This is a genomic window from Paenibacillus curdlanolyticus YK9, from assembly GCF_000179615.1.
In the GTDB taxonomy this organism is placed as follows: domain Bacteria; phylum Bacillota; class Bacilli; order Paenibacillales; family Paenibacillaceae; genus Paenibacillus_T; species Paenibacillus_T curdlanolyticus.
The window spans coordinates 351,840-374,916 of sequence record NZ_AEDD01000002.1 but is presented as its reverse complement, the minus strand read 5'-3'; the positions used below and the strand labels follow the sequence as shown (position 1 = coordinate 374,916).

The 23,077-nt window shown below is 48.1% G+C and carries 24 protein-coding genes and 1 pseudogene; 16 read left to right on the top strand and 9 right to left on the bottom strand.

What is annotated here, in order from left to right; genetic code table 11:
• Nucleotides 1-42: 42 nt before the first annotated feature.
• The 7 genes from PAECUDRAFT_RS04985 (at nt 43) to PAECUDRAFT_RS04955 (ending at nt 7,862) form a co-directional block, all read left to right on the top strand.
• Entirely contained in the window at nt 43-1,011 is a 969-nt protein-coding gene (locus PAECUDRAFT_RS04985; RefSeq protein WP_006037023.1) for an AAA family ATPase, read from the top strand.
• Between the two features lie 12 nt (nt 1,012-1,023).
• Nucleotides 1,024-2,127, top strand: a complete 1,104-nt coding sequence (locus PAECUDRAFT_RS04980; protein WP_006037022.1) for a DUF58 domain-containing protein — start codon at nt 1,024-1,026, stop codon at nt 2,125-2,127.
• Nucleotides 2,124-3,446, top strand: coding sequence for a DUF4129 domain-containing protein (locus PAECUDRAFT_RS04975; RefSeq protein WP_006037021.1), 1,323 nt, complete (start codon nt 2,124-2,126; stop codon nt 3,444-3,446). The genes PAECUDRAFT_RS04980 and PAECUDRAFT_RS04975 overlap by 4 nt, the downstream gene beginning before the upstream one ends.
• Before the next feature lie 202 nt (nt 3,447-3,648).
• Nucleotides 3,649-5,226 (top strand): spore germination protein, encoded by a 1,578-nt coding sequence (locus tag PAECUDRAFT_RS04970; protein ID WP_006037020.1) that lies wholly within the window; start codon nt 3,649-3,651, stop codon nt 5,224-5,226.
• 6 nt (nt 5,227-5,232) lie between these two features.
• Nucleotides 5,233-6,465, top strand: coding sequence for a Ger(x)C family spore germination protein (locus tag PAECUDRAFT_RS04965; RefSeq protein ID WP_083814077.1), 1,233 nt, complete (start codon nt 5,233-5,235; stop codon nt 6,463-6,465).
• Complete coding sequence (locus PAECUDRAFT_RS04960) at nt 6,462-6,713, top strand: hypothetical protein (RefSeq protein WP_040711527.1); 252 nt, start codon at nt 6,462-6,464, stop codon at nt 6,711-6,713. The genes PAECUDRAFT_RS04965 and PAECUDRAFT_RS04960 overlap by 4 nt, the downstream gene beginning before the upstream one ends.
• Nucleotides 6,714-7,862 (top strand): GerAB/ArcD/ProY family transporter, encoded by a 1,149-nt coding sequence (locus PAECUDRAFT_RS04955; RefSeq protein WP_050794267.1) that lies wholly within the window; start codon nt 6,714-6,716, stop codon nt 7,860-7,862.
• A gap of 60 nt (nt 7,863-7,922) precedes the next feature.
• Here PAECUDRAFT_RS04955 and PAECUDRAFT_RS04950 read toward each other — a convergent pair whose 3' ends face one another.
• The gene (locus PAECUDRAFT_RS04950) at nt 7,923-8,516 is read right to left on the bottom strand and encodes an AAA family ATPase (protein ID WP_006037016.1); all 594 of its coding nucleotides are present in this window, start codon (nt 8,514-8,516) and stop codon (nt 7,923-7,925) included.
• Between the two features lie 391 nt (nt 8,517-8,907).
• On the opposite strand from PAECUDRAFT_RS04950, the gene PAECUDRAFT_RS04945 reads away from it, so the two are divergent.
• On the top strand, nt 8,908-9,864 hold the full coding sequence (locus tag PAECUDRAFT_RS04945; protein ID WP_006037015.1) for a Gfo/Idh/MocA family protein: 957 nt from the start codon (nt 8,908-8,910) through the stop codon (nt 9,862-9,864).
• Nucleotides 9,865-10,084: 220 nt separating this feature from the next.
• Nucleotides 10,085-10,507 carry a hypothetical protein gene (locus PAECUDRAFT_RS04940; RefSeq protein ID WP_006037014.1) on the top strand — a complete coding sequence of 141 codons (423 nt, stop codon included), beginning with the start codon at nt 10,085-10,087 and terminating at the stop codon, nt 10,505-10,507.
• A 292-nt stretch (nt 10,508-10,799) separates the two neighbouring features.
• Here the strand turns inward: PAECUDRAFT_RS04940 and PAECUDRAFT_RS25865 are convergent, their stop codons facing one another.
• Entirely contained in the window at nt 10,800-10,949 is a 150-nt protein-coding gene (locus PAECUDRAFT_RS25865; protein ID WP_006037013.1) for a hypothetical protein, read from the bottom strand.
• A 618-nt stretch (nt 10,950-11,567) separates the two neighbouring features.
• Nucleotides 11,568-12,092 carry an SRPBCC domain-containing protein gene (locus tag PAECUDRAFT_RS04935; protein WP_006037012.1) on the bottom strand — a complete coding sequence of 175 codons (525 nt, stop codon included), beginning with the start codon at nt 12,090-12,092 and terminating at the stop codon, nt 11,568-11,570.
• 216 nt (nt 12,093-12,308) lie between these two features.
• Here PAECUDRAFT_RS04935 and PAECUDRAFT_RS04930 point away from each other — a divergent pair, with 216 nt between their 5' ends.
• The 4 genes from PAECUDRAFT_RS04930 to PAECUDRAFT_RS04915 all read left to right on the top strand — a co-directional run bounded on the left by PAECUDRAFT_RS04930 (nt 12,309) and on the right by PAECUDRAFT_RS04915 (nt 15,750).
• Nucleotides 12,309-12,965, top strand: coding sequence for a histidine phosphatase family protein (locus PAECUDRAFT_RS04930; RefSeq protein WP_006037011.1), 657 nt, complete (start codon nt 12,309-12,311; stop codon nt 12,963-12,965).
• A gap of 397 nt (nt 12,966-13,362) precedes the next feature.
• Nucleotides 13,363-13,758 (top strand): MerR family transcriptional regulator, encoded by a 396-nt coding sequence (locus PAECUDRAFT_RS04925; RefSeq protein WP_006037010.1) that lies wholly within the window; start codon nt 13,363-13,365, stop codon nt 13,756-13,758.
• A gap of 77 nt (nt 13,759-13,835) precedes the next feature.
• Entirely contained in the window at nt 13,836-14,285 is a 450-nt protein-coding gene (locus PAECUDRAFT_RS04920) for a MarR family winged helix-turn-helix transcriptional regulator (protein WP_006037009.1), read from the top strand.
• A 70-nt stretch (nt 14,286-14,355) separates the two neighbouring features.
• Nucleotides 14,356-15,750: an NAD(P)-binding domain-containing protein gene (locus tag PAECUDRAFT_RS04915; protein ID WP_006037008.1), complete on the top strand. Its 1,395-nt coding sequence runs from the start codon at nt 14,356-14,358 to the stop codon at nt 15,748-15,750.
• Nucleotides 15,751-15,803: 53 nt separating this feature from the next.
• On the opposite strand, the gene arsC is transcribed toward PAECUDRAFT_RS04915, so the two are convergent.
• The 5 genes from arsC to PAECUDRAFT_RS04890 all read right to left on the bottom strand — a co-directional run bounded on the left by arsC (nt 15,804) and on the right by PAECUDRAFT_RS04890 (nt 20,164).
• Nucleotides 15,804-16,229: an arsenate reductase (thioredoxin) gene (arsC, locus tag PAECUDRAFT_RS04910; protein WP_006037007.1), complete on the bottom strand. Its 426-nt coding sequence runs from the start codon at nt 16,227-16,229 to the stop codon at nt 15,804-15,806.
• Nucleotides 16,230-16,283: 54 nt separating this feature from the next.
• Complete coding sequence (locus PAECUDRAFT_RS04905) at nt 16,284-17,690, bottom strand: arsenic transporter (protein WP_006037006.1); 1,407 nt, start codon at nt 17,688-17,690, stop codon at nt 16,284-16,286.
• 13 nt (nt 17,691-17,703) lie between these two features.
• Entirely contained in the window at nt 17,704-18,018 is a 315-nt protein-coding gene (locus tag PAECUDRAFT_RS04900; RefSeq protein WP_006037005.1) for an ArsR/SmtB family transcription factor, read from the bottom strand.
• A 22-nt stretch (nt 18,019-18,040) separates the two neighbouring features.
• The gene (locus PAECUDRAFT_RS04895; RefSeq protein ID WP_006037004.1) at nt 18,041-18,481 is read right to left on the bottom strand and encodes a protein-tyrosine phosphatase family protein; all 441 of its coding nucleotides are present in this window, start codon (nt 18,479-18,481) and stop codon (nt 18,041-18,043) included.
• Nucleotides 18,482-18,883: 402 nt separating this feature from the next.
• Nucleotides 18,884-20,164: a hypothetical protein gene (locus PAECUDRAFT_RS04890; RefSeq protein WP_006037003.1), complete on the bottom strand. Its 1,281-nt coding sequence runs from the start codon at nt 20,162-20,164 to the stop codon at nt 18,884-18,886.
• 116 nt (nt 20,165-20,280) lie between these two features.
• On the opposite strand from PAECUDRAFT_RS04890, the pseudogene PAECUDRAFT_RS26285 reads away from it, so the two are divergent.
• Nucleotides 20,281-20,417: pseudogene (locus PAECUDRAFT_RS26285) on the top strand (alpha/beta fold hydrolase); the annotation flags it as partial.
• Nucleotides 20,418-20,497: 80 nt separating this feature from the next.
• On the opposite strand, the gene PAECUDRAFT_RS04885 reads toward PAECUDRAFT_RS26285, so the two are convergent.
• Nucleotides 20,498-21,424, bottom strand: coding sequence for a LysR family transcriptional regulator (locus tag PAECUDRAFT_RS04885; RefSeq protein WP_006037002.1), 927 nt, complete (start codon nt 21,422-21,424; stop codon nt 20,498-20,500).
• Between the two features lie 107 nt (nt 21,425-21,531).
• Between PAECUDRAFT_RS04885 and PAECUDRAFT_RS04880 the strand changes: the two genes are divergently transcribed.
• Complete coding sequence (locus PAECUDRAFT_RS04880; protein ID WP_006037001.1) at nt 21,532-22,410, top strand: NAD(P)-dependent oxidoreductase; 879 nt, start codon at nt 21,532-21,534, stop codon at nt 22,408-22,410.
• Entirely contained in the window at nt 22,407-23,048 is a 642-nt protein-coding gene (locus tag PAECUDRAFT_RS04875) for a peroxiredoxin-like family protein (RefSeq protein WP_006037000.1), read from the top strand. The genes PAECUDRAFT_RS04880 and PAECUDRAFT_RS04875 overlap by 4 nt, the downstream gene beginning before the upstream one ends.
• Nucleotides 23,049-23,077 lie beyond the last annotated feature (29 nt).

Below are 23,077 nucleotides of genomic sequence, written 5' to 3'. Positions count from 1 at the left end.
GCCCAATCAACTACAACCAGTTCAGGAGAGGGGAAACAAATCATGGGGGTACAAGAACAAGCTATTCAAGCATTAGCCAATCGAATCCGGTCGAATGTCGGACAAGTGATCATAGGGAAGGATGAATTGATCGATAAGCTTACAATCGCGCTGCTGACCTCAGGGCATGTGCTGCTCGAGGACGTGCCCGGCACGGGGAAAACGCTGCTTGCCAAGTCGTTTGCGCGCTCGGTCGACTGCAGCTTCAGGCGGGTGCAGTTTACACCGGATTTGATGCCATCGGATTTGAGCGGTATTAGCTTCTTTAACCAGAAGCTAAGCGAGTTCGAGTTTCGACCAGGACCGCTATTCACGAATGTGCTGCTCGCCGATGAGATTAACCGTGCGACGCCGCGAACGCAATCAAGCCTGCTGGAGTGTATGGAGGAACGCCAAATTAGCGTCGATGGCCAGACGCATCAGCTGATGCCGCCGTTTCTCGTCATTGCAACCCAGAACCCGATCGAGCAGCAGGGTACGTTCCCGCTGCCTGAGGCGCAATTGGACCGTTTCCTGTTTAAGCTCAGCGTCGGCTACCCTTCGAGCGAGGAGAGCGTGCAGCTGCTTAACCGGTTCAAGGCTGCCCAGCCGCTCGATCAGCTAAACGCTGTTGTTGACGTTGCCGCACTAGAAGAGGCGCAGCGCCTGTCAGCTCAGGTTCAAGTGCATGACGACCTGCTTCGCTACATTGTCAATATTGCCGAGCTCACGCGCCAGCAAGAGGAAGTCGCGATCGGCGTAAGCCCCCGAGGCATGCAAGCGCTGCTTCGCGCATCGCAGGCGCACGCGGCCATGCAGGGACGCGATTTTGTGACGCCGGACGATGTGAAGCTGCTTGCGCGTCCTGTACTTGCACATCGGCTTGTCTTGAAGAGCGCTTCGCGCGCTCGCGGCGATAAAGGGGCTGCCGAGCGTTTGATTGCGCATGTACTGACAGCTGTTGAAGTGCCGGCAGAGCAGCTTCATTCTTAGGAGACAGCGATTATGGGGATTTATGTTCTATTGTTGCTTAGCGCCCTCATCGTCATTATCCAGCATCGCGTATTCCGGGCAGTAGCGCTAAAGCGCTTATCTTACAGCCGACAATTCGATCGGACCTACTGCTTTGAAGGCGATGAGGTCCACATGATCGAAACGATCGCGAATGAAAAGCGATTCCCGCTCCCGTGGCTGCGGGTGGAATCGCTCCTCCACGCTTCGCTCCAATTTGGCCCGGAGCAATCGGCTAATCTCGCGGTGAGCACGGGGCAGTTTATGCAAAATCATCGAAGCTTCTTCAGCCTTCTGCCCATGCGGCGCATTCGGCGCACGCATCGCGTGAAAATGCTGCAGCGCGGAGCCTATACGCTATCGACCGTAACGCTAACTGCCGGCGATGTGTTCGGGATGAGCGCGACGAATAAACAGTTTGCATTCACCGAGAAGCTGATCGTTTATCCGATCCCGATGCTGCCTGAGCAGAGCGATTGGCCGGCCCGCGGCTGGCAAGGCGAGCTGTCCGTACGCCGATGGGTGGTAGAGGACCCGTTCCGCCGAATTGGCGTCCGTCCTTATCGGGCAGGCGATTCCATGCGCTTCGTCAATTGGCGTGCAACTGCCCGTACCGGTGAATTGCAGGTTCATCAGCTGGATACGACCGCCGATTATCAGGTGTTAATTGTGCTTAACGTAGAGGATCATGCGCAAGTATGGCGAGACATTACCGACACTGCGCGGATTGAACGCGGGATTCGCTTGGCGGCAGGAATAGCCGAACAGCTCATTCACCATGGCATGGAAGCGGGATTTGCGGCGAACGCGCCGATGGAGGATGCGCCGCAGACTTCGATTTATGCCGCGCCTGGGAGCGGTGAGCCGCATTTGTACGTGCTGCTTGAAAGGATGGCAAGGCTGAAGATTGAACGCTTGCAGCCGTTTGCGGAATATTTGCATGCTTTGTCTGAGCTGCTGGAGCCGTCAACGGATATGGTTATCGTAACGGCTTACGTCGATGATCGGCTCTATGCTGCTGCGGAGCAGCTGGAAGCTGAGGGGCATCGGATCGTCTTCCAACTCATCGACGAAGAGAGCGAGGTGAATGCTTCTTGACGCAAGTCAACTTCTGGCAGCATCCCGCTGCTCGAACGGTTTTACGCGCGCTGCTCCTGCTGCTTCTATTCCTGCCGATTGCGGTTAGTTTGGCTAGACTGGCATTGCCCGAGGATCGGACGGTTGGTTGGCTGCTCTTCATTCCGTTCGTGCATGCAGCAGGTCAAACAATTGAACGGCTGCTAGGCAAATACGGTCGGTGGCTGACCTTAGGTTTGGTTATCGTCATCGTCCTGACGCTTTCTTATGGATGGTTTGGTTTCACGCAAGCGGGTGTGCTATCGGCGATAATCTATGGCTTTTTCGGTATTCATGGGACCGTGCTGCCTGCAGATGGCCGGGTATCGACGCTGCCGACCGCCATGTATTTGTTTGCGCTTCTGCTGGACTTCATCTGTCCGCTTCTATTGCAAAACCATGCCGGATCCGCTTCCTATGTGCCATGGGTCAATGCGGATATCGCCATCACCGTTATAGTTTCCTTATTCATATGGAATCATCGGCATCTCGAGCGAGAAGCGCATCCCGATCAGAAGAAAAGCGGCGTTGCACGTTCGATCCTTTGGCAAAATCGGCTGCTGGTCGCTGCTATGGGCGCTGTCGTCCTGTTCCTTGCCTTGCTGCCCGCATTGAGCGAGGCGTTACGACGAGCATTAACGGCTTTGCTTCATTGGATCAGCCAGTTTTTCGCTTCCTCGCCAGGTGAGCCGAAAAAGCAGCAGACGGCATCCATGCCGCCGCCGCAGTCGGCATTGCCGGGCAAGCCGGCTGAACCGAGCAATCTGCTTCTTTTACTAGAGCGAATCACGACTTACGTCGTGGTCATTGTGGTCACTTTACTGGCATTGTGGGCCATATATAAGCTCATTCGGATAACGCCGGGTCTTGCCCGAATGATGCAGCAATGGCTGCAGCGGATACGGGGAAGAGAGCGTCTGGCAGCCATCGCAGCTGGCTATGAGGATGAGCTGGAGCTCATCGAGCCAAACCGTTCAAGCAAGCGGCGCAGTTCAATCATCGGCCGTCTGCTCCGCAAGCAGAACGAAGAAGAATGGTCCGCGCTAGCAGATAATGCAGCTCGAATTCGTTACTTATATCGAACCGCGCTTCTGAATCGGCAGAATCTCGGCTACACGCCGAAGCCGCAGCTGACCCCTAGGGAAACAGCAGAAGAGCTAAGACAGAATGCGAATGAAAAACTAGTCATTTCACAGGACATCGTCAATCTCTATGAGAGCGTTAGATATGGCGAGCATCCGGTAACGGATGAGGAAACGGCAACTGCCCGGCAGCTGGAAAGAAAGCAACCGAAGCGGTGATGGTGCAACAAACAGACATAAGAGCGCTGGACGTCCTAGAGGACGGCTGGCGCTCTTTTTGGCTTATCTTGCGTTCCAAATGGCGGGCGATGGCGTGCGCAGAAGTTGGCTGTGTTTATCTGATTTTGTCGAAGGCAATACTACAGGCAATTACCAAAAACGGGAAACATGCCGCAGGAGCTCCGAGGAGGCGAATACAATCATGTCATCGACAAATGCTGGTTCCACGGTCATGCCGCGAATTTCGGACAATCTGAACGCGATTCGGCAAGCGCTCGGCAACAGCAATGATATTGTCATTCGAGAGCTGATGCTTGTCAGCGGTCAATCTGCAGCAATCATTTATACAGATGGGCTGGTCGATACGCAAAAGATTCAGCAGTTTATCATTGAATCATTGACGTTCGATTATGGCGAGCATATAACGCTAGACATGCCAGAACCGATCGCACAGGAGCCTTTCCCTGAGCTGCTGAGGCGCTCGATTCTGAAGGCAGGGGACATCCAGCAGCATTCCAGCATGAAGCTGACGCTTCGAGCTATCGTATCGGGATTCGCCGTTCTTCTATTGGATGGTTATTCCTGCGCGATTGCGCTGGACATGAAATTGTTTCCGGATCGACAAGTTAGCCCTTCCGAGACAGAGCCCGGGGTAAGAGGCCCGAAGGATGCCTTCACGGAAAATGTGAGAAAAAACACGGCACTCGTGCGTCGCCGGATCAAGGATCCGAATCTTCGAATCGAGTCATACGCAATCGGACGCGTCACGCAGACGGATGTCTTCGTTTTATATATCAAAGGCATTGCGAGAGACAGCGTTGTCGAAGAAGCGCGAAACCGGCTCAAACGGATCGATACGGATGCCATATTGGAAAGCGGATATATCGAGGAGATGATTCAAGACAGCACCTGGTCGCCATTTCCTACGGTATATAATACGGAACGCCCCGATGTCACCGCTGCCGAGCTGTTGGAAGGCAAGGTTGTCGTCATGATCGACGGCACGCCTTTTGTTTTAGTCGTCCCGGCCTTATTCGTTTCATTTTTCCACGCTTCAGAGGACTATTATCAGCGCTTTGATGTATCGAGCTTGATCCGGTTGCTTCGTTTTGTCGGCGTGTTCTTTTCGCTGCTGGGGCCATCCCTGTATATTGCGTTAACGACCTTTCATCAGGAAATGCTGCCTACGCAGTTGATTGTCAGCTTGGTCGCTCAGCGGGAAGGCGTGCCGTTTCCTGCCTTCGTCGAAGCGATGCTGATGGAGATTACGTTCGAGGTGCTTCGTGAAGCGGGCGTGCGCATGCCGCGTACATTCGGTCCTACGGTTTCGTTCGTTGGGACGCTCGTTATCGGCCAATCCGCCGTTGAAGCAGGCATCGTGTCTCCGGCCATGTTAATCGTGGTCGCATTTACCGCGATCTCAAGCTTCGTTATTCCAGCGACGAGCATGTCCATCTCGCTGCGCATGCTGCGATTTCCTTTTATGATCTTAAGCGCTACTTTTGGCTTGGTCGGGATGATGGCGGGTATCATCGTTCTCGTCCTGCATCTGTCCAGCTTGCGTTCGTTCGGCGTTCCGTATATGAGCCCTCTAGCGCCATTCACCGCGCAGGATGTATCCGATACGCTATTTCGGCTGCCGCAGTGGGCGATGAAGGCGAGACCGCGACAAGTCAGCCAGCAAAATGGCAATCGGAATTCGTTAAAGCGGCCGCAGCCCAACATGGCATCTGATAACGCATCTGATCCTGCGAACGGCGAGGAGTCCGGACAGGGGTGAATAAGCATGATTCGATGGATAAAATGGCTTGTCTGCCTCGCAGCATTATTGTCGCTTGGTGGGTGCTGGAGCAGCACGGAGTTGAATGATATTGCGATTACGATGGGCTTAGGCGTGGATGTTGCAGAGGATGGCGAGCTCTTGGTTTCAATTCAAGTCGTGGATTCCGGCGAAGTGTCGGCTAGCAAAGGAACGCTTGGGCGGTCGCCTGTCGTGCTCTATCAGTCAAAGGGAAAGACGGTGTCGGAGGCAATCCAGCGGATGTCGACAATAAGCCCGCGCATGATCTATAACTCCCATTTACGCATTTTGGTTTTAAGCGAAGCGTTAGCAAAGCGCGGCATTAATGATGTGCTGGATTATATCTCTAGGGATCGGCAATTTCGTACGGATTTCTCGGTTATCATCTCTAAAAATAGCCGGGCGGAGGATACGCTCAAAATTTTAACCCCGATCGAACAGATACCAGCCACGCAGCTATTTCGCGCTTTGGCGAATTCAGAGAAGCAATGGGCGCCGACAGTTGTCGTCAATTTCGATGATTTGATTCAAATGATGGTTAGCGGAGGCCAACAGCCCATCGTCCCCGGCATTATTGTCATCGGAGATGCGGACAAGGGAAGCCGGCGCACGAATGTGACCACCTCGGTTCCTGCCAGCAGGCTGAAATATATCGGTCTTTCGGTATTCAAGGAAGACCGTTTGGAAGGTTGGTTAAATGAAACCGAAAGCCGAGCGTATAATTTTATTCGCGGCAATGTTGTGAATTCCATTGGCAATCTTACCTGTGACGACGGGAAGTTTCTCTCGCTGGAGGTTCAACGAACGCAATCCAAACTGGTGGCAAAACTGGAGAAGGATAAGCCGAAGCTCTCCGTTACGCTCAAAGTTGAAGCGAATGTGGCGGAGGTTGCGTGCCAGATCGAGTTAACGAAGGAAGAAGTCATCCGGAAGCTGGAGAAGAAATCAGAACAAATGCTCAAAATGATCATGATGAACACGATTAAGCATGTGCAGCAAGAATACCAATCGGATATTTTCGGCTTCGGCAATGAGGTGCATCGGCATTATCCAGATTATTGGAAGAAGCTGAATGGGGATTGGAACACTCAATTCGCACAAACACCAGTCGAGGTTAGGGTGGAAACGAAAATTCGCCAGCTTGGAACCGTCAGCGAATCGATGGATCGACTGGAGCATGAGACGACATCCAAAAAAGGCAGTGAACATTACAAATGATACGAGTAAGCATGTTTACAGCCTGTGTAGCTTGCGTCATCCTCTTCATGCAATGGATGTCGTTCTTTCGTTCAAAGAAAGGCAGCGCTGGCGAGAAAGCAGTTTCGATTTCACTCATTTTTATTGCGCTTGCGCTCAATATTGCACTGAGAATCGATCTATTGACGACTTCGCCGCTTATTATCTTGCGAGTGATGTTCGAGCCGGCGGCGAAAGCGCTCGTCCAATGGGGCATGGGAGGAGGATAAATGATGGGTTTGGAGCGAATTGGGATCAGGCAGCTTTCGATTCTTGTTATCCATTTTATGCTCGGCACATCGATCCTTATCGCACCGAGCAACCTTGCACATGTAGCTAGACAGGATGGCTGGATGGCTGCATGCATAGGGATTGGTTTCGTCATTGGTTCGGTCTGGCTATATGCACGGCTCGCGAGGCGTTATCCGTCGATGACCTTTACGATGATGATTGAGCATGTGCTTGGCAAATGGGTAGGCAAAATCATCTCGTTCATGCTCTTTACGTATTTGTTTCTGCTTACGTCGTTTCTGGTGCGTGTCGCTGGCAATTTCATTACGACACAGATGATGCCGGAAACGCCAATCGAGAGCATTCACTTTATCCTGATCATTACCATTGTCATCGCGGTTTGTTATGGCATTGAGACCATCGCGCGAGCTTCGGAGATTTTGTTCTTGCCGGTCACTGCACTGCTCGTGCTGCTTCTCGTTTTCTTGATGCCAGAAATCCATTTCGCCAATCTGATGCCGGTTTTGGAGCGCGGACCTAAGCCTGTAGCGCTGAGCTCCTTCTACATGTTTACGATCCATGAGGTCGCCGTTTTTTTGATGATTTATCCGTATGTGAGCAAGCCTAATAAGATTCGCTCAGCGATGGTAACGGGCGTTGTCGTTGGAGGGGCGGCTATCATCTTTACGACTCTGTTGTGCTTGCTGGTGATGGGCCCGAATCTTACGGAACGCAACATATTCGCGAGCTATTCGCTTGCCAAGAAAATAACGGTTGCTCATTTTCTGCGCATCGACGCTGTAATGGCCATCATATGGCTCGTTGCTTTGTTTTTCAAGTCGACGATTACCTTCTATGGCGCGGTGCTTTCGCTTTCGCAGACGCTGCAGCTTCCCCGGTATCGGGTGCTGGCGATGCCCCTCGGCTTTTTGCTGCTATGGCTGTCGATCATTGTGTACAGCAACATTGTCGAGTTTCTAAATTTTACGCCAGGCGTATGGTCGCTTTATAGCTGCTGCTACGTGATCATTCTTCCGCTACTATTGCTCATAGTCGGACGGATTCGCTTCGGGAAATTCCAGCAGGCGGTGCCGCCGCCAAGCGGGCCGCAGCAGCAGAAGCAGGCAAACAACGAACAAGCCGGCTGACGGAGGACCGCCAAGCCGGCTTGTTTGTTGCTGCTGAGGTGCTCATGTTTTCGAGAAATACTATTTGCTTGCCGATGCGAATTGATGCAGCTGCTCGACTTTTTCCTGCGACAGCTCGCCGCTGTTATCAAATACCGTGATCGATGATTGCGGGATATCCCAGTTGATCTCGGGTACGAACTGAACGCGAGTAGCGAATGCATCCCAGTTATCAAGCTTCCATTGGTCGCGAACGGTTTGGCGATCGATAATGCGCGTTTTTTGTGTTTCCATATCGGACAGCGTAACGACGATCACTTTGACGTCAACCTCTGCATGCGTGCGGCCTGCGGCAGACAATACATCCTCGATCCACTGCTTGTTTTTCAGCTCTGCCGTGAAGGGGCTAATCATGAATACGTTCTGTCCAGCTGCTAAATTCTCGATGCAAATGTCCTTAGTCGTATCATATTCCAAATCACGAAGATGCTTCTTATAAAAGTCTGAGTCGCGGTCATTCGGATCAAGACCATTCGATGCGAGCATATGCTCGACGAAACGTCCGCCAACCGTGTCGCGATCGAGGAAAGCAGCTGGGATGCGTGTAGCGAGTTGGCGGGCCACCGTTGTTTTGCCAGTACCGGCAACGCCGACGAAGAAGATTAATTTTTGCACAATAAGTTCCTCCAGATGTCATAATAGATTTCATTATTGTAACACTATTCGCTAGAGAACTGAATAGCTTCGTTGCACAGCGTCGTTGCACACCTTGTCGAGGATGCTAGGGAGTCGATATAATAGGGAAAGCAGCGAAAAAGCAGCGTAAGAGAGGCTTCATTGAGAGTTAAATATGTGAATGCGAACATATGTTTGAGTCCGTGAAAAACGGCATATGAGAGGCATTGGCCCCCGAATGGCAGATTTTATTCCATAACTTATAAATAGATAACAGAAAAATCCTTTTACATGCGCAGAGAGAAAGAAACCTTGAAGTCTTTAATGGGAACAAATGTTCTGTAGTCGTAAAAAAGGCATTTTGAACGCAGTGAAAGGGGAAATGCAGCATATGAAAACGGTTAAAAAACGAATTGGCGTCATCGGTCTTGGTGATATTGCCTCTAAAGCCTACTTGCCTGTGCTTGGCACACATCCTGAGGTTGAGTTGATCGGCGTTATGAGCCGTACGAAATCGAAAGTGGACGCGATCGCGGATCAATACCGGGTAGAAGGACGGTTCACAGCGTTGGAGGCACTGCTGGACTTGAAGCCGGATGGTCTATTCGTACATAGTGCAACTGAAGCGCATGAACAAATCGTAACCGCATGCTTGGAGCGGGATATCGCGGTATATGTCGATAAACCGTTAGCTTATGAGATTGCTGCATCGGAGCGGATGACGGAGCTGGCGGCGAAGCGGGGCGTGCTGCTTGCAGTGGGATTCAACCGGCGATTCGCGCCTCGGTATCAGGAGATCAAGCAATGGGTTGAGCGTTCAGGCGGTTTTGACCTCATGCTGCTGCAGAAGCACCGGACCTCCGTTCAGCAATTGCCAGCTGCGCATACGTTATATGACGACTTGATCCACATGCTCGATCTCATGCTGTGGCTGGGCGCGTCGCCCTACGAGCTAACTTCCTATGTTCAGCAAAATGATCACGAGGGAAGATTGCAGCATGCAACGGGCTCAATAACGTATGGAAGCGGTTCAAGCGATCGTGGTCCGCAGCAGGCTGCTATTTTCAGCATGAATCGGTCTGCCGGTGCAGATCTCGAACGCGTTGAGCTGCATGGGAATGGCTGCTCGGTAGAGATCGTCAACATGGAATCAGCGACCTGGCAGCATGGCGTCTACGATTCAAAAGCGTTCGGCAGCTGGGACTCCGTTGCCAAACGGCGCGGGTTCGCAGGCATTATCCAGCATTTTCTCGATTCGATTGACAATCCGGCGCAGTGTAAAGTTAAGGCTGAGGATGTACTGGATACGCATCGACTGGTTGAGCGTTTGATTGCCCGGAGCAAGTAAAAGAGAACTGCAATAATATACCATATCGCAATTCCCCTTAAGATGTAGGACATGAGAACGGCTTGAAAGGAGCGTTCTCATGGATACTGCATCTTTTTTGTTTTATTGTCTGATCGTCACGTTTACGCCTGGATGGTGTAAGCAGATGAGGGGCATGGCATAGCGGTCGACAAAATGGGTAATGCTAATAACAATAAAACTGCGAAGGGTGCGGGTATTGATGAATAATGAAAATATAACAAACAAAATAAACATTGAGGTCGAAATCCTGGATCATGATCTAAAAAAGCATAAATATGTTTACACTATAGAAGAGGTAGTATCATCCATGGAGGATATTATCTCAGAAACACCGGAAATGACGTTTAAGGATAACACTTCATTTTTTGATGAAGATTTAGTATCTATAGTAATGCCAGGAATGGATTGTTCTTGGAGAGGGTGTAAATTCTACAGAGTTAAGCATCGCATACATGCAACTGTGAGCTATCCGAATACAATTGAAGATGCAGCTAAAAATGTAGTTAAAAATTGTTTTAACCCATTTCAAGGAACGTTTGTATATAGTATATCTGAGTCACTTGGTGAAGGTTTTCTTAATCTACTTAAATATGATGTAACTTATGACTCTCATAAAGTTTAGTTAGGTTACGGGAACAATATAACATTTACACAAAACCCGTATTTTATACATATGTCATAGAAACGCTATTTATCATCACCTTACATCCGTCAGATCTTAACGATCGCCAATCGGCCAATGTTCTTGTCACCAATCGGGAATCGTCTCAAGTTAATATTTGATAAAGTTATAATATTTGATAAGATTCCCCAACTATCCACGCGATAAAGCCGCCTTTGATGTCGGCAGCTTCGTCGCAGGGAGTATTAAGCTATCGTCTCCCGTTAGCTTAATAACAAAGTTTCATATAACCTTATTCTTTCTCCGGTTTCCGAGCATATTCATCTTGGTCGCTGCCCCAAATGTAGTCGACTCCTGATTCATTTATATCCTGAGCGTTTGTCTTCTTACCGTGGTTATCGTTTACCTCTTGTTTCGGATCCGTTATTTCGTTATTGTTCATCTGAATTCATCCCTTCTCCATTTGGTATTGATGGAAAATCCCACACTGTATCTTTTCCAGTATCGGGAAACTTATGTAACAGCCTATTTTTAAACGGAGGTATATTCATGAAACCCCGAGTTCGGAAAAGTCACTGCAAGCGAAGGCATTCATTTACTCTCAACACCTGTAATGAAGTTCCATTCATCAACACTATGATGGTTTGATCCAATGTCGCCAAACCATCTCACGAAACCGCCAAAAAATCGGTGCGATTCATATAGATGACATCCATCTCCTTCGGGAGCCCCGTCTGATCGATCCAGAAATCAGTCACCTTCATTTCTGACACGTTCCAGAACCGCATTTATTCTGCCGTCATGCATCGTATAAATACGCAGCTCGTAAAGCATGTTCATATCCTCGTCATCTGAGAATCGCAGAGTTTTTTCATCGGCTTTTCCTATGATTAAATACCATTCAACCAGTTATTACCAATCATTTAAAGGACAATTTTCGCACGGTTCCAAAGATCTGGCTTCGTTTCCATGCGCGCTGCTTGTACTGCCGTATATAGTGATTGAACTAAAGTTTCCCGATTAAAGTTTTTGGGCAGCTTAACTTTTTATCGCATGCATTTTAATTCAGGAAGGCAAGATAGTCGGCAAGCCTATTGAAAATACTCTCAAGATCTTGTAGAAGCCTTGGAGCCATACCTCTGTAGGCTTCCTGTTCCTCAGCTAAAGCGTTCACAGGGCAACCTTTCAGTTTTAACACAGTTTTACCTTCGTCATCTTCTAGCGATATGGAATTCATAATTTCAAGTGGCCAGCTCACGCTAAAAGGCGATCGGACCGTATTGCCTTGCTCATCGGAAAAGGATCGGATATAAGCCACTCTCTCAGGTTCGACAACCTCTTGATATGCAAATTGATATGCAAATTTAGTCCACATAACCTGATTTCCGTCAGGAGACGTCTGAATACCTAAAAACTCTCCACCCGATCGAGCGTCCATTTTAAAGATTTGGAGGGTAACCCCCTTTGGTCCCCACCATTGCGCGAAATGATCGAGCTCTGTCCATGCTTTAAATACCAGTTCGCGAGGGGCATTAAATACACGAGTAATTGAAATTTCGAATGATTGACTCAGATTGTTATCCATGAAAATCCTCCTTGTGAATTTAAGGAAACTATTTCATGCTGCAGCTGTTTTGATTGAAATAAATCAAGGGAGAGTAGTATTTCTAACTTATTTCATTCCAACTCTAAAACTGATTCGCCACTCAGTGGCCTTCGCATCTTGGCTCCAGAGTATATTTCCAATATACTTTTGAAAAACTACGAGAACTTAATAAACTCGGAAAGGAACATGTGAACTGTGTTTGTGTCCCTAAAAGCAATAAAAGTAATGGTCTCACTTGCTATTTGCTGGGTAGTGCTCCCTTTTGCTGCTACTGAGGTTGATGCTCGTAATATTGAAATTAGTAATGAAATGACAATACTTGATCAATTAAGATCGGGTGGGTTCATTATTTATTTTAGACATGGAGAGGCAACGGTTGGCCAAGATCAGCCTGAACTTAATCTTAATGATTGCCGAACGCAGAGAAATTTAAGTGCTCGTGGTAAAGAACAAGCTCAGGCAATTGGAGAAGTTTTTAAACAGAATCCCTTTCCCATTCACTTGCCGGTCATATCTGATCCTTATTGTCGAGCAAAGGATACGGCTGACATTATTTTTGGCAAAAAAAACGTGACCGTAAATCCTAGTTTAGCCTCCATTGAAAAATTAAAAATGGAAGGTCTTCCCGCTGCAGAGAAGCAGCAGATATTATCGGATCTAACGAAAATCTTCGAAACTCCCCCTGCTCGCGGGACAAACACAGTCATAGTTGCTCACACCTTCCCACCTAACGTAGCCCTTGGTGATATTCCAAATCTAGGAGCTATAATCATAAAACCAAAAGGATTCGGCAAAGGGTATGAAGTTGTAGGGAGAATTACGTCCGAAGAATTAATAAGGTGGTCAAATTGAAACGCCCTCTGTCCGTGAATCATCCTGAAGTCAATAAACAAAGCCCGCACGATCATTGATCGTCGGGCTTCTTTGCTCCTTTCGTTTTACAGGAATTACAGCCGCATCCTGTTGTCACGCAAGCTGACCCGGTTGCTTTTCGATTTTTATAAATCACGATGCCTGCTATCACGAATAGAAGCGCTAAACCCGAAATGACAACTGGATTTAAAAAGAAAAAGGATACCCCTAGAGCTGCTAAACCACCAATCAGTGGAAACGTGCAGCATAAAGCGCATGCGCCTAGTAGTCCAAGACCAGCGAGCCAACTCCCTTTATTCATTTACAATCACCTTCCTAAAAAGTTATACTGCAATCATAAAACTTAAAGCTAACTTTAAGTCAAGGGGGTTTTGTTATGTCTGGATTGAGTATTGGTCAGCTCGCTGCAAAGGCAGAGATTAATGCGTCGACGCTGCGTTATTATGAGTCCGTTGGACTTCTTCCTCCCCCAGAACGCAAAAATGGTCAACGCCGATACGACGAAGGACTTCTAGATCGCATCAATTTCATTAAAGTCGCACAGCAAACGGGATTTAACATTCAGGAAATTACGATTTTGCTAGAAGGCTTTGTACCAGGCGATTCATTATCGGACCGGTGGGAGCAAATGGCAAGACAAAAACGCTCCGAACTCGAAGAGCGAAAAAAACAACTGAATTCGATGATACAGATCCTAGACAGCGGATTGAGCTGCAAATGCCTTACATGGTCGGAATGCAAGGAAAAAATAGAAAACGAAGGCTCGTGCTAGATAGTTGGGCCGATTATACAATATCATTTGCAAATTGCAATTATTAATGCTATAACTAAGTCAAGGAGGTCTTAGCGATGGATAACGTGCGCAACCTGTTTCAACTTCTTTCCCGCAATTTCGGCTTATTGAATGAACAATGTTGTGAAAACTGCTGCGGGCAAGAAGTTTCTAATGTTCAGAGCCATATTTTATATGAGATCAATCGCCAACATCATCCCTCCATGCAGGAAGTAGCCGGCGCGTTAGGCATGGACATCACTACCTTTAGCAGACAAGTCAAAACCTTAGTAGACAAAGGGTTTGTGAAAAAAACTCCCCATCCTTCCGATAATCGTATGAACATCCTTTCCTTAACTTCTGAAGGACTGAGTATCGAGAACAACATCAATCTAACCGTTAATGCTCAGCTGCAACATGTGCTCTCCACGATGTCCGAATTCGAGCGCGATACCGTTATTCGTTCGATCAAACTCTTTAACGACGCCATGCAAAAATCCGTCTCATGCTGCACGCCTCCCCAATGATGGAGGTTTCTTCTAAAAGTAATACTTGCATTTTGCAAATAATATACCTATCACTAAGGAGGAATATGAAATGACAAACAAATTACCTACTGCAATCATCGGCGGAGGTCCCGTAGCGTTGGCTGCAGCGGCACAACTAGTAAAACGCAATATGGCATTCGTTCTTTTTGAGCAAGGAGATCGTATAGGCTCATCTGTTCATAGTTGGAAGCATGTTCGCATGTTCTCGCCATGGGAATTTAATATCGACTCAGCGGCCCGAGAATTGCTTCTGCAGGCAGGTTGGGTTGCACCTGAGCAAAGTCATCTCCCTACTGGTGAAGAGCTATTACAGCACTATATGGAGCCCTTGGCTAATCTGGATCAACTACAGCCTCATATTCATCTGAACGCAAAGGTCAAAGCGGTCTATCGCAAAGGATTTGACAAGATGAAGACTGCAGGCCGAGAGCTGGCTCCCTTTATTATTGAATATCAATCGGATAACCATATGAAACGGTTTGAAGCCTCGGCAGTTATTGATGCAACAGGCACTTGGTTAACGCCTAATCCCATTAGCTCAAATGGCAACGATGCAGAAGGCGAGCGTGAACATGAGAATCAAATTTTTTATGGGATTCCCGATGTACTTGGTCCAAGTCGGCTTCGTTATGCCGGCAAGAACATTGCCGTGGTCGGCAGCGGTCATTCCGCAATTCAAGTCATCTCCATGCTTCACGATTTAAAGTTACAAGTGCCCGATACGACTATCCATTGGGTTCTTCGGAAGCAGGATGTTTCAGATGCTTTTGGCGGTGGTGAGAATGATGGTCTGCCTGCACGAGGGGAACTTGGCAATCGAGCCTTCCAATATGTTCAGTTAGGGAATGTGCAGGTTCATACACCTTTTCTTATTGATCGCATCAAAGATGACGTCAACGGATCACTCTTGTTACAAGGTACGAAACGAGAGCACGCCTTCTCCATCGGTCAAATCGATGAAATAATTGTTGCGACCGGTTCACGGCCAGCGTTTTCTTTCCTGCGCGAGCTGCGATATGAGATTGATTCCGCAATTGAGTCGGCTCCTCAGTTAGCACAGCTTATCGATCCCAACATTCATAGCTGCGGCACGGTTCGGCCACATGGCGAAGCCGAGCTCCGGCAACCTGAGAAAAACTTCTACATCGTTGGCTCAAAAAGTTATGGACGGGCTCCTACGTTCCTACTTGCGACCGGTTACGAACAGGTTCGCAGTGTTGTAGCCGTATTAGCAGGCGATTATCAAGCTGCGCGAGAAGTTAAACTCCAATTACCGGAGACAGGTGTTTGTTCGACAGCTAAGCCTGCGTCAACAAGCCGTGAAGACAGCTGCTGCTCTCCCCAAAAGATCACGTTCAAACCACTGCCGGTTAAAACCACGGAATGCTGCTCGTCTGTGAAGACGGAATTGCCTTGCTGTGAGACTACTTCGACAAACAAGTAATGACTGATTTCAACCAACAAAAAAGAGGGCCTCTAGTAGAGTGCCCTCCTTCCTTACATTCCGGTGACTACAAATTGATTGATGCGATCCTTTATGGCATCACGAACTTCCCGAAACTTCGCAGTGATTTCTTCTTCCGTGCCCGTTGCCTTTGCTGGGTCTTCGAATCCCCAGTGCCATTTCACTACGCTTTTGTTGGAGATGACGGGACAATGCTCGTCCGCGTGACCGCATAGCGTGACAACAAAATCGGCGTGATTGAGAACTTCCAGGTCGATTACATCGGATGTATGCGATGTAATATCAATACCAGCCTCTTTCATCGTTGAAACCGCACGCGGGTTTAAACCATGTGCCTCGAGACCAGCACTTTTCACTTCGTATTTCTCCCCACCCAACGCCTTTAAGAAGCCGTCGGCAATTTGGCTGCGGCAGGAGTTCCCTGTACACAAAAAGTAAACAAGCGGTTTATTTGCCATGATCAATTTCTCCCTTGATTTCGATTTAGTCGCATTAAATGAAACGTAATCTTGTTACGCTCGCTGCGATTTCTTTTGTTTGTTCGTTTGCAGTGCATGAAAGATCCAAAGTGCGAGTGTCATGATCATACCGATGACAACGATAACTAACCAAGCATTGACGCTCATTACGTTTAGGGCAGATAACCATAAGTAGAGTCCAAATAGTGTGACTAGCAAAGTCGGAATGGTCAAAATGACCCCCACTTTAAAGTAATAACCCCAACTAATTCGAACGCCTTTCTTTGATAAAACATGAAGCCATAGCAAGGTTGCTAATGATCCGATCGGCGTAATTTTGGGTCCAAGATCCGATCCGATTACATTGGCGTAAATTAAAGATTCTCGAATCATACCTTCGGTTGCCGTTCCCTTGATTGCCAAAGCATCAATCATCACGGTCGGCATATTGTTCATGACCGATGACAAGATGGCAGCAATGAATCCTGCACCAATCGTCGAGATGAACAAGCCTTGATCACTCACCCATTGAAAGACTTTCCCAAGCTCATCTGTCAGGCCAACATTCCGCAAGCCATAGACGACAACATACATTCCGATCGAGAACACAACGACAGCCCATGGGGCTCCTTTTATGAGCGTCCAGGTATGAACCGCCTCGCTCTGGCGGGCAAAGAGCAAAAACACCATAGCAGCAGCCCCAGCAATGATGGAAACCGGAATTGAGAACGATTCACTAAACATATAGGCAGCGAGTAGAATGCTTAACACGATCCAAGATAAGCGAAACAAACGCTTGTCTTTAATCGCATCTTTGGGCTGCTTCAATTGCTTCATATCGTATTGAGCGGGTATTTCCTTACGGAAGAAGAGAAACAATACGACTAGACTAGCTACAATGGAGAACACTGTCGGGACGATCATCCGACTTGCATAATCAACAAATGAAATGGCGAAGAAATCCGATGAAACGATGTTCACGAGATTACTTACGATAAGCGGCAGCGAAGCCGTATCCGAAATGAATCCGCTGGCCATGATGAATGGCAATATCATGCGATCGTCAAATTTTAATGCACGAACCATCGCAAGAACGATCGGTGTTAAGATTAATGCAGCACCATCATTAGCGAAGAAGGCTGCTACTACAGCTCCTAATAAAATCACATACACATACATCAAGCGGGCATTACCACCGGCCATTCGCGCCATATGTAAGGCTGCCCATTCGAAAAAACCGATCTCATCAAGAATTAATGAGATGAGAATGACAGCAACGAAAGCTAACGTTGCATTCCAGACAATTTGGGTTACATCCCATACGTCTGCGAAATTCACAACCCCAAATGATAAAGCGATAATCGCCCCGCCTGCTGCAGACCAGCCAATGTTCAGTCCCCGAGGCTGCCAAATAACAAAAACAAGTGTAAAAACAAAAATGATTGAAGCAATCGCAAGCATAGTTCCTCCTGGATTAATTGCATGATTGATTCGTTCGATTCGCTAATTTTTCTTTCATGGATGGCAGTTGATCCATAATGCCTTGTAGATAAGGTTTGTCTGAAACATTCAAGGAATAATAGATCCATTGGCTTTTTCTCGTTTCATTAACCAGTCCGCCTAGTTTCAATTTTCGTAAATGTTGACTGATATTAGGTTGTGTCGTTTCTAGGATATCGACGATATCACATACACACAACTCCCGTTCCTTCAACAAAGCCATAATTGTTAGTCGTGTTTTGTCCGAAAGAAGCTTTAAGCTATCGGTGAGTGCTTCAATTGTATCCATATCATGCCTCCATCCTCTGAACTTACTTATCGGTAAATAGCTTCTTCAGAGCTTCACGTTGAGGTTCACGAATATTGATCACGGGACGGATCTTTTGCGCCATCTTCTCGGCTTCATCAATCGTAGATGCCTTCCCAAGTGTTAATAGAGTTCCTATTGCTACTGCCCCCGTACGGCCCTTCCCACCTCCACAGTGAAACATAACTTTCTTGCCATTACGATAAGCATTTACTACATGTTCAATGGCCTGATGGAACAAGTCTTCTTGTGGAATTTTAGCATTATCGCCAATCCCAACCTTTATCCATTTGATGGTTTGATCCTCTGAATAGGCGCACTCCGTTGCCTCTTCTCTAAGGTCTACAATGATGTCACATTTTTCTGTCGTGACTGCGTCCTTAACATCTGCCGCACCGCCCATATAGATGCGGTCGTCTACTAATGCGTGATAATCCTTGTTCATAAATAGGCCCCCTATGCAACTTTTAATCGCACTCAATTATATAATCATATGCTGATATAATCAATTGCTTATATAGAAAACGACATGCGTGCTAATATTCGAACGATTTTTCAACGGCGAGCCTTTGGACGAAATCGATAAAATCAAAGGCGCTGGTTAAGATTTACTGTAAACCTCTACGATATAAGTTTTTTGTCCCCCCGACATTTTTTGCAGGGCTTCCAATGTTTTGTGAGTCGAGATCTGTGGCTTATTGAACTAAGCATTTCGTAATCTCTCGATGAGACCACGCGTCGACCGTGTTTTAAGCGTGCTCCAGTTACCGTGCGAACCCAACAATCGACAATCGGACAATGTTCTTGTCATCCGACAAAAAAATCACTTTCTGATATAGTGTTCTTGTCATACAATTTGCCACCAGGCTGATGCATCTTTCCTAGCGATTTCATCCTTTAGTCCAAGATTGATCATTTCCTCGATCATAATTTTCTCGATATCCTCGCTATAAAAGCCTTTGCCGTTAAAATCTCGGATTAATGCCAGTTTGCCGGCATATGTTGCTCGTCCCAAATATTCCTTCAGTTCCTCTACCTCCAAATAATAATCAATGAGTAATGTTTCGTGTTGACGACCATTGTCATCTGGATGCATGTTGGTTACACCTAGTCCATCATTTGTAGCCACAACTATTTTCTTCTTCCTCTCCGCCTTTACGCGGCCCAAATATCCGTACGCCTCTTCGATTACTGGAAGGTTCAGGGCTTCAACCATTCTGTCCATAACTTGGCGGCGGTGCGCCTTTTGTTCTTCGGTTAGTGCCCACTCACTTTCCTCTTCTTGTTTTTTGTGGGCCAGATAAGCTTCTTCATTTTCAAATGAATAGTATTCGAGAGAGTTATCTATAGCAATGATACTTAAGAACTCCCTGATATTGTTGGCGATTACTACTCCAGCTTCGTCGCCGCCCATTGGCGTCACATTAACGATCGGTGCTTCATTCAAATCGATCACCGCTCCAAATTCGGTCAGGAATCCATAGTGAACACCATCTCCGCCTGTCCAGCCGAATGCAATAACGTCCCAAGGGGTATTCCCATACTCACTGTGATAGTAGCCCCCGTAAAAACCAAGTTCATCCCATAAGGATAGTCCCTCCTTCTGTAATTGATTGTCTAAAGTATAGAGGGCTTCAAAAACTGCTGGCGGTGTGTATTTACCGTAGTTGATCCTTTCGCTTTCTTCAGCACTCATAGTATTAGCGGATTCAATTATGACTTCCTCAGGCTCTAACTCCCGTTGAAGTCTCTGCTGCATACGATGTTTGATCATGACAATAGCCTCGGGATCAGTGACGACACCGGGGGTCGATGACGATGTAATCGTCATTGTATCCGTCTTGGAAGTATATTCAATTTCTGCGAATGTCCTTATTTCCAGCAGTTTCGAAGAAATATAGATGTGGTCGTTTATAAAAAGAAGACCGTCTTCCCATTCGTCATGAAGATAAGTTGTTGTCTTAAGTCCAGATGATGTGAACGAGAGTGAGATTGAGCCACCATCTTCATGGTTGTATGTCCATCCCATAGCCTCTAATACGTGGTCAAGAGGAAGATACTTTTTTCGCCCTTCCTTAATAGGTTGGACATCGAGTGAAAGTTGGGTTCCGTCAATAATGATTTTCAAGGAGATTCCTGCTTTCTATAAGTTTTCATTAACTGGTATATCACCCAAAATCCATCAGTGAGGACTACGATATGTCGAATTGTTAATGAACAACTCCATTAGCGGAGGCAACAACATTGGGATATTACGTAACGGTAGAGTCAGGTGAAAGGTCTACGTAGAGGACATTAACCCGGGAGGAAGCAAGACGATCGTGTTTCTACATGGCTGGCCGTTCAGCCATGACCAGTTCGAGTATCAGTTCGATGTACTTATTAATTCAAGTTCAGAGCGGCTGCCTTTACGTTGTTATGTGCTTCGTCAATCTTTCTTAACCGTTGCAAATAAGTGGGGTTACTTCTCCCAGGGCGAACCGTCCTCGAAGCACTCCCGGATGTACTGCACGAACGCCGTCACCTTTCGGGGGACTCGACTCCGCGCGGGATACAAAATCCATGCGGACGCTTCTTCGATCGCAGAAGTCACCGTATGCTCGGGAAACAAATCGACGAGCGTCCCTTCTCTCAACTCTTTCCCCGCTATCCACATAGCGAGCAGCGTGATCCCCATGTCTTGCATGGCGCATTGCTTCAACGCCATCGCATTGGAAGTCCGCAGTAGTTCCTTCAATTGAACCTCTATCTTACGGCCTGAAGGATCCGTAAACACCCATCGATTCCGAAGAAACCCTCCCAAATGCAAGAGCAAGCAAGGATAATGCTCCAATTCCTCGGGCGTACTCGGCCTACCGTGCTCATGGATGAACGCGGTAGATGCGCATACCCGCGTGACCATATCGGCCAACTTGTGGGTGACAATCGATTTGTTGGCATGCAGCTGCAGCGGTCCAACTCGAATTGCCAAATCGATATGCTCCGTGACCAGATCCAGCGGCGTATCCGTTAGAATCAATTCATATTGCAGATCCGGATAACGCTTCGAAAACGCTGGCAATAACGGCGTAATGTTGTGCTCGGCAAAACTGACCGGACAAGAAATCCGGAGCACGCCCTGCGGTTGGCGGTTCAACTCACTGGCCATCTGTTTCGCTTGCCGGAATTCGTGGAGCAGGGGTTCGATATTTTCATAGAATATGAAGCCCGCTTCCGTCGGCTCGATTCGGCGAGTCGTCCGATGAAACAACTGAATATTCAATTCTTCCTCCAAGCTCCTAATCGCTCTGGAGATCGTCGCGGCATCCACGTCCCGTCCGTCGGCTACGGCCGTTATGCTGCGTTTATGCATGAGATCCACGAATATTTCAATCTTTTTCGTATCCATATTTGCATTATACGCAATAATGAGTTGCTACAACAGCCGTTTATTTCATTTCCTGCATCCGATATCCTTGATCTTGTAAGAAATCCTACCCGAAGGAGGGAGATCAGTTGAGCACAATTGGATTTCTAGGCGCAGGCGCAATGGGAGCTCGTATGGCCGTCAATTTGATGCGAGCGGGTCACGCCGTCCGTGTATTTAACAGAACTGCAGAAAAAGCAGTATTTCTCCGCGACGAAGGAGCAGAGGTCGTGCCGACTCCCAAAGCTGCGGCGGAAGGCGCCGATTACGTCATCGCTATGGTACGCGACGATAGGGCGTCTAGAGAAATCTGGCTCCACCCGACCGTCGGCGCGGCCCAGGGGATGCATCAGGGCGCCATCGCGATTGAATGCAGCACGCTCAGCCCAGCCTGGGTTAAAGAGATGGCAACATACAGCCAAGGGCGTTACCGGTTTTTGGAGTCGCCGGTGTTCGGAACACTGCCGCAGGCGGAATCCCGCACGTTGATCAGTCTTGTTGGCGGCGATGAGCTGACCTTCCGACAAGCGGAAGCCATATTGTCCGTCAATGCAAAAACGATTCACTATACCGGGGAGATGGGGTCTGCCGCCGCCTGCAAACTGGTCGTCAATGCCCAGTACAGCGCGCAAGTGGCGATGTTAGCCGAGTCGCTGCAGCTGGCCGAACGCTACGGCTTGCCAGCGCACGAGATGGTCGACTTGCTTAGCACGTTGCCGACATCGAGTCCTGCCCTACTGGCCGCTGGCAGCTTGATGGCGAAGCATAGTTTCCGCCCCATGTTTCCGATCGAGCTGGTGGCGAAGGATCTAGACTATGCCCTGCAGGCTGCTCGATCCGCCGGCGTAAATGCTCCACTGATCGAAGCGGTAAGCAGACGATATCAAGAAGCTGTCGAACGCGGTCACGGGCGAGAAAACATCGTAGCCATAAGCAAATTGGTTGAGGAGGAGTCGATAAGAACATGAATTCGCTTAATGATCAACTAGCGGCTGTAACGGCCGACTTTGTGAAAGCAGCGCCGCAAGAGATTTTGGAGGTATTTGCCCGCGCTGCCGACGCCTTAGTGAATCTAGCGCCCGAAGGGCTGCAAATCGGAGCGAAGGCACCGGACTTCGTACTGCTGAATCCGTCGGGAAACGAGGTTCGCCTATACGAAGAATTAAAAAAAGGCCCTGTCATCCTTGTGTTCTACCGCGGGGCGTGGTGCCCCTACTGCAATCTGACCTTGGCCGCTTACCAGCACGCGCTCGGCGACATACACGCCACCGGCGCGCAATTAGTCGCCGTCAGTCCCCAGACGCCGGATGCTTCGCTCACGATGCAAGAAAAGCACGATCTCCAGTTCCACGTGCTGAGCGACAAGGGCAACGTTACGGCAGATGCGTACAAGCTAACCTTTTCCCTCCAGAAAGAACTGATCGATGTTCATCGGAAGCTTGGCATAGAATTGTCGCTGTTTAACGGCGACGAAGCATGGCGCTTGCCGGTTCCGGCCACGTTTGTAGTCAGCCAAGAAAGAGTTGTTACTTACGCCTATGTAAACACCGATCATACGCATCGGACGGATCCAAGGGATGTGCTTGAACATTTGAAATCGAAATAGGAACATGAAAACCCGGCTCACTCTCAGAG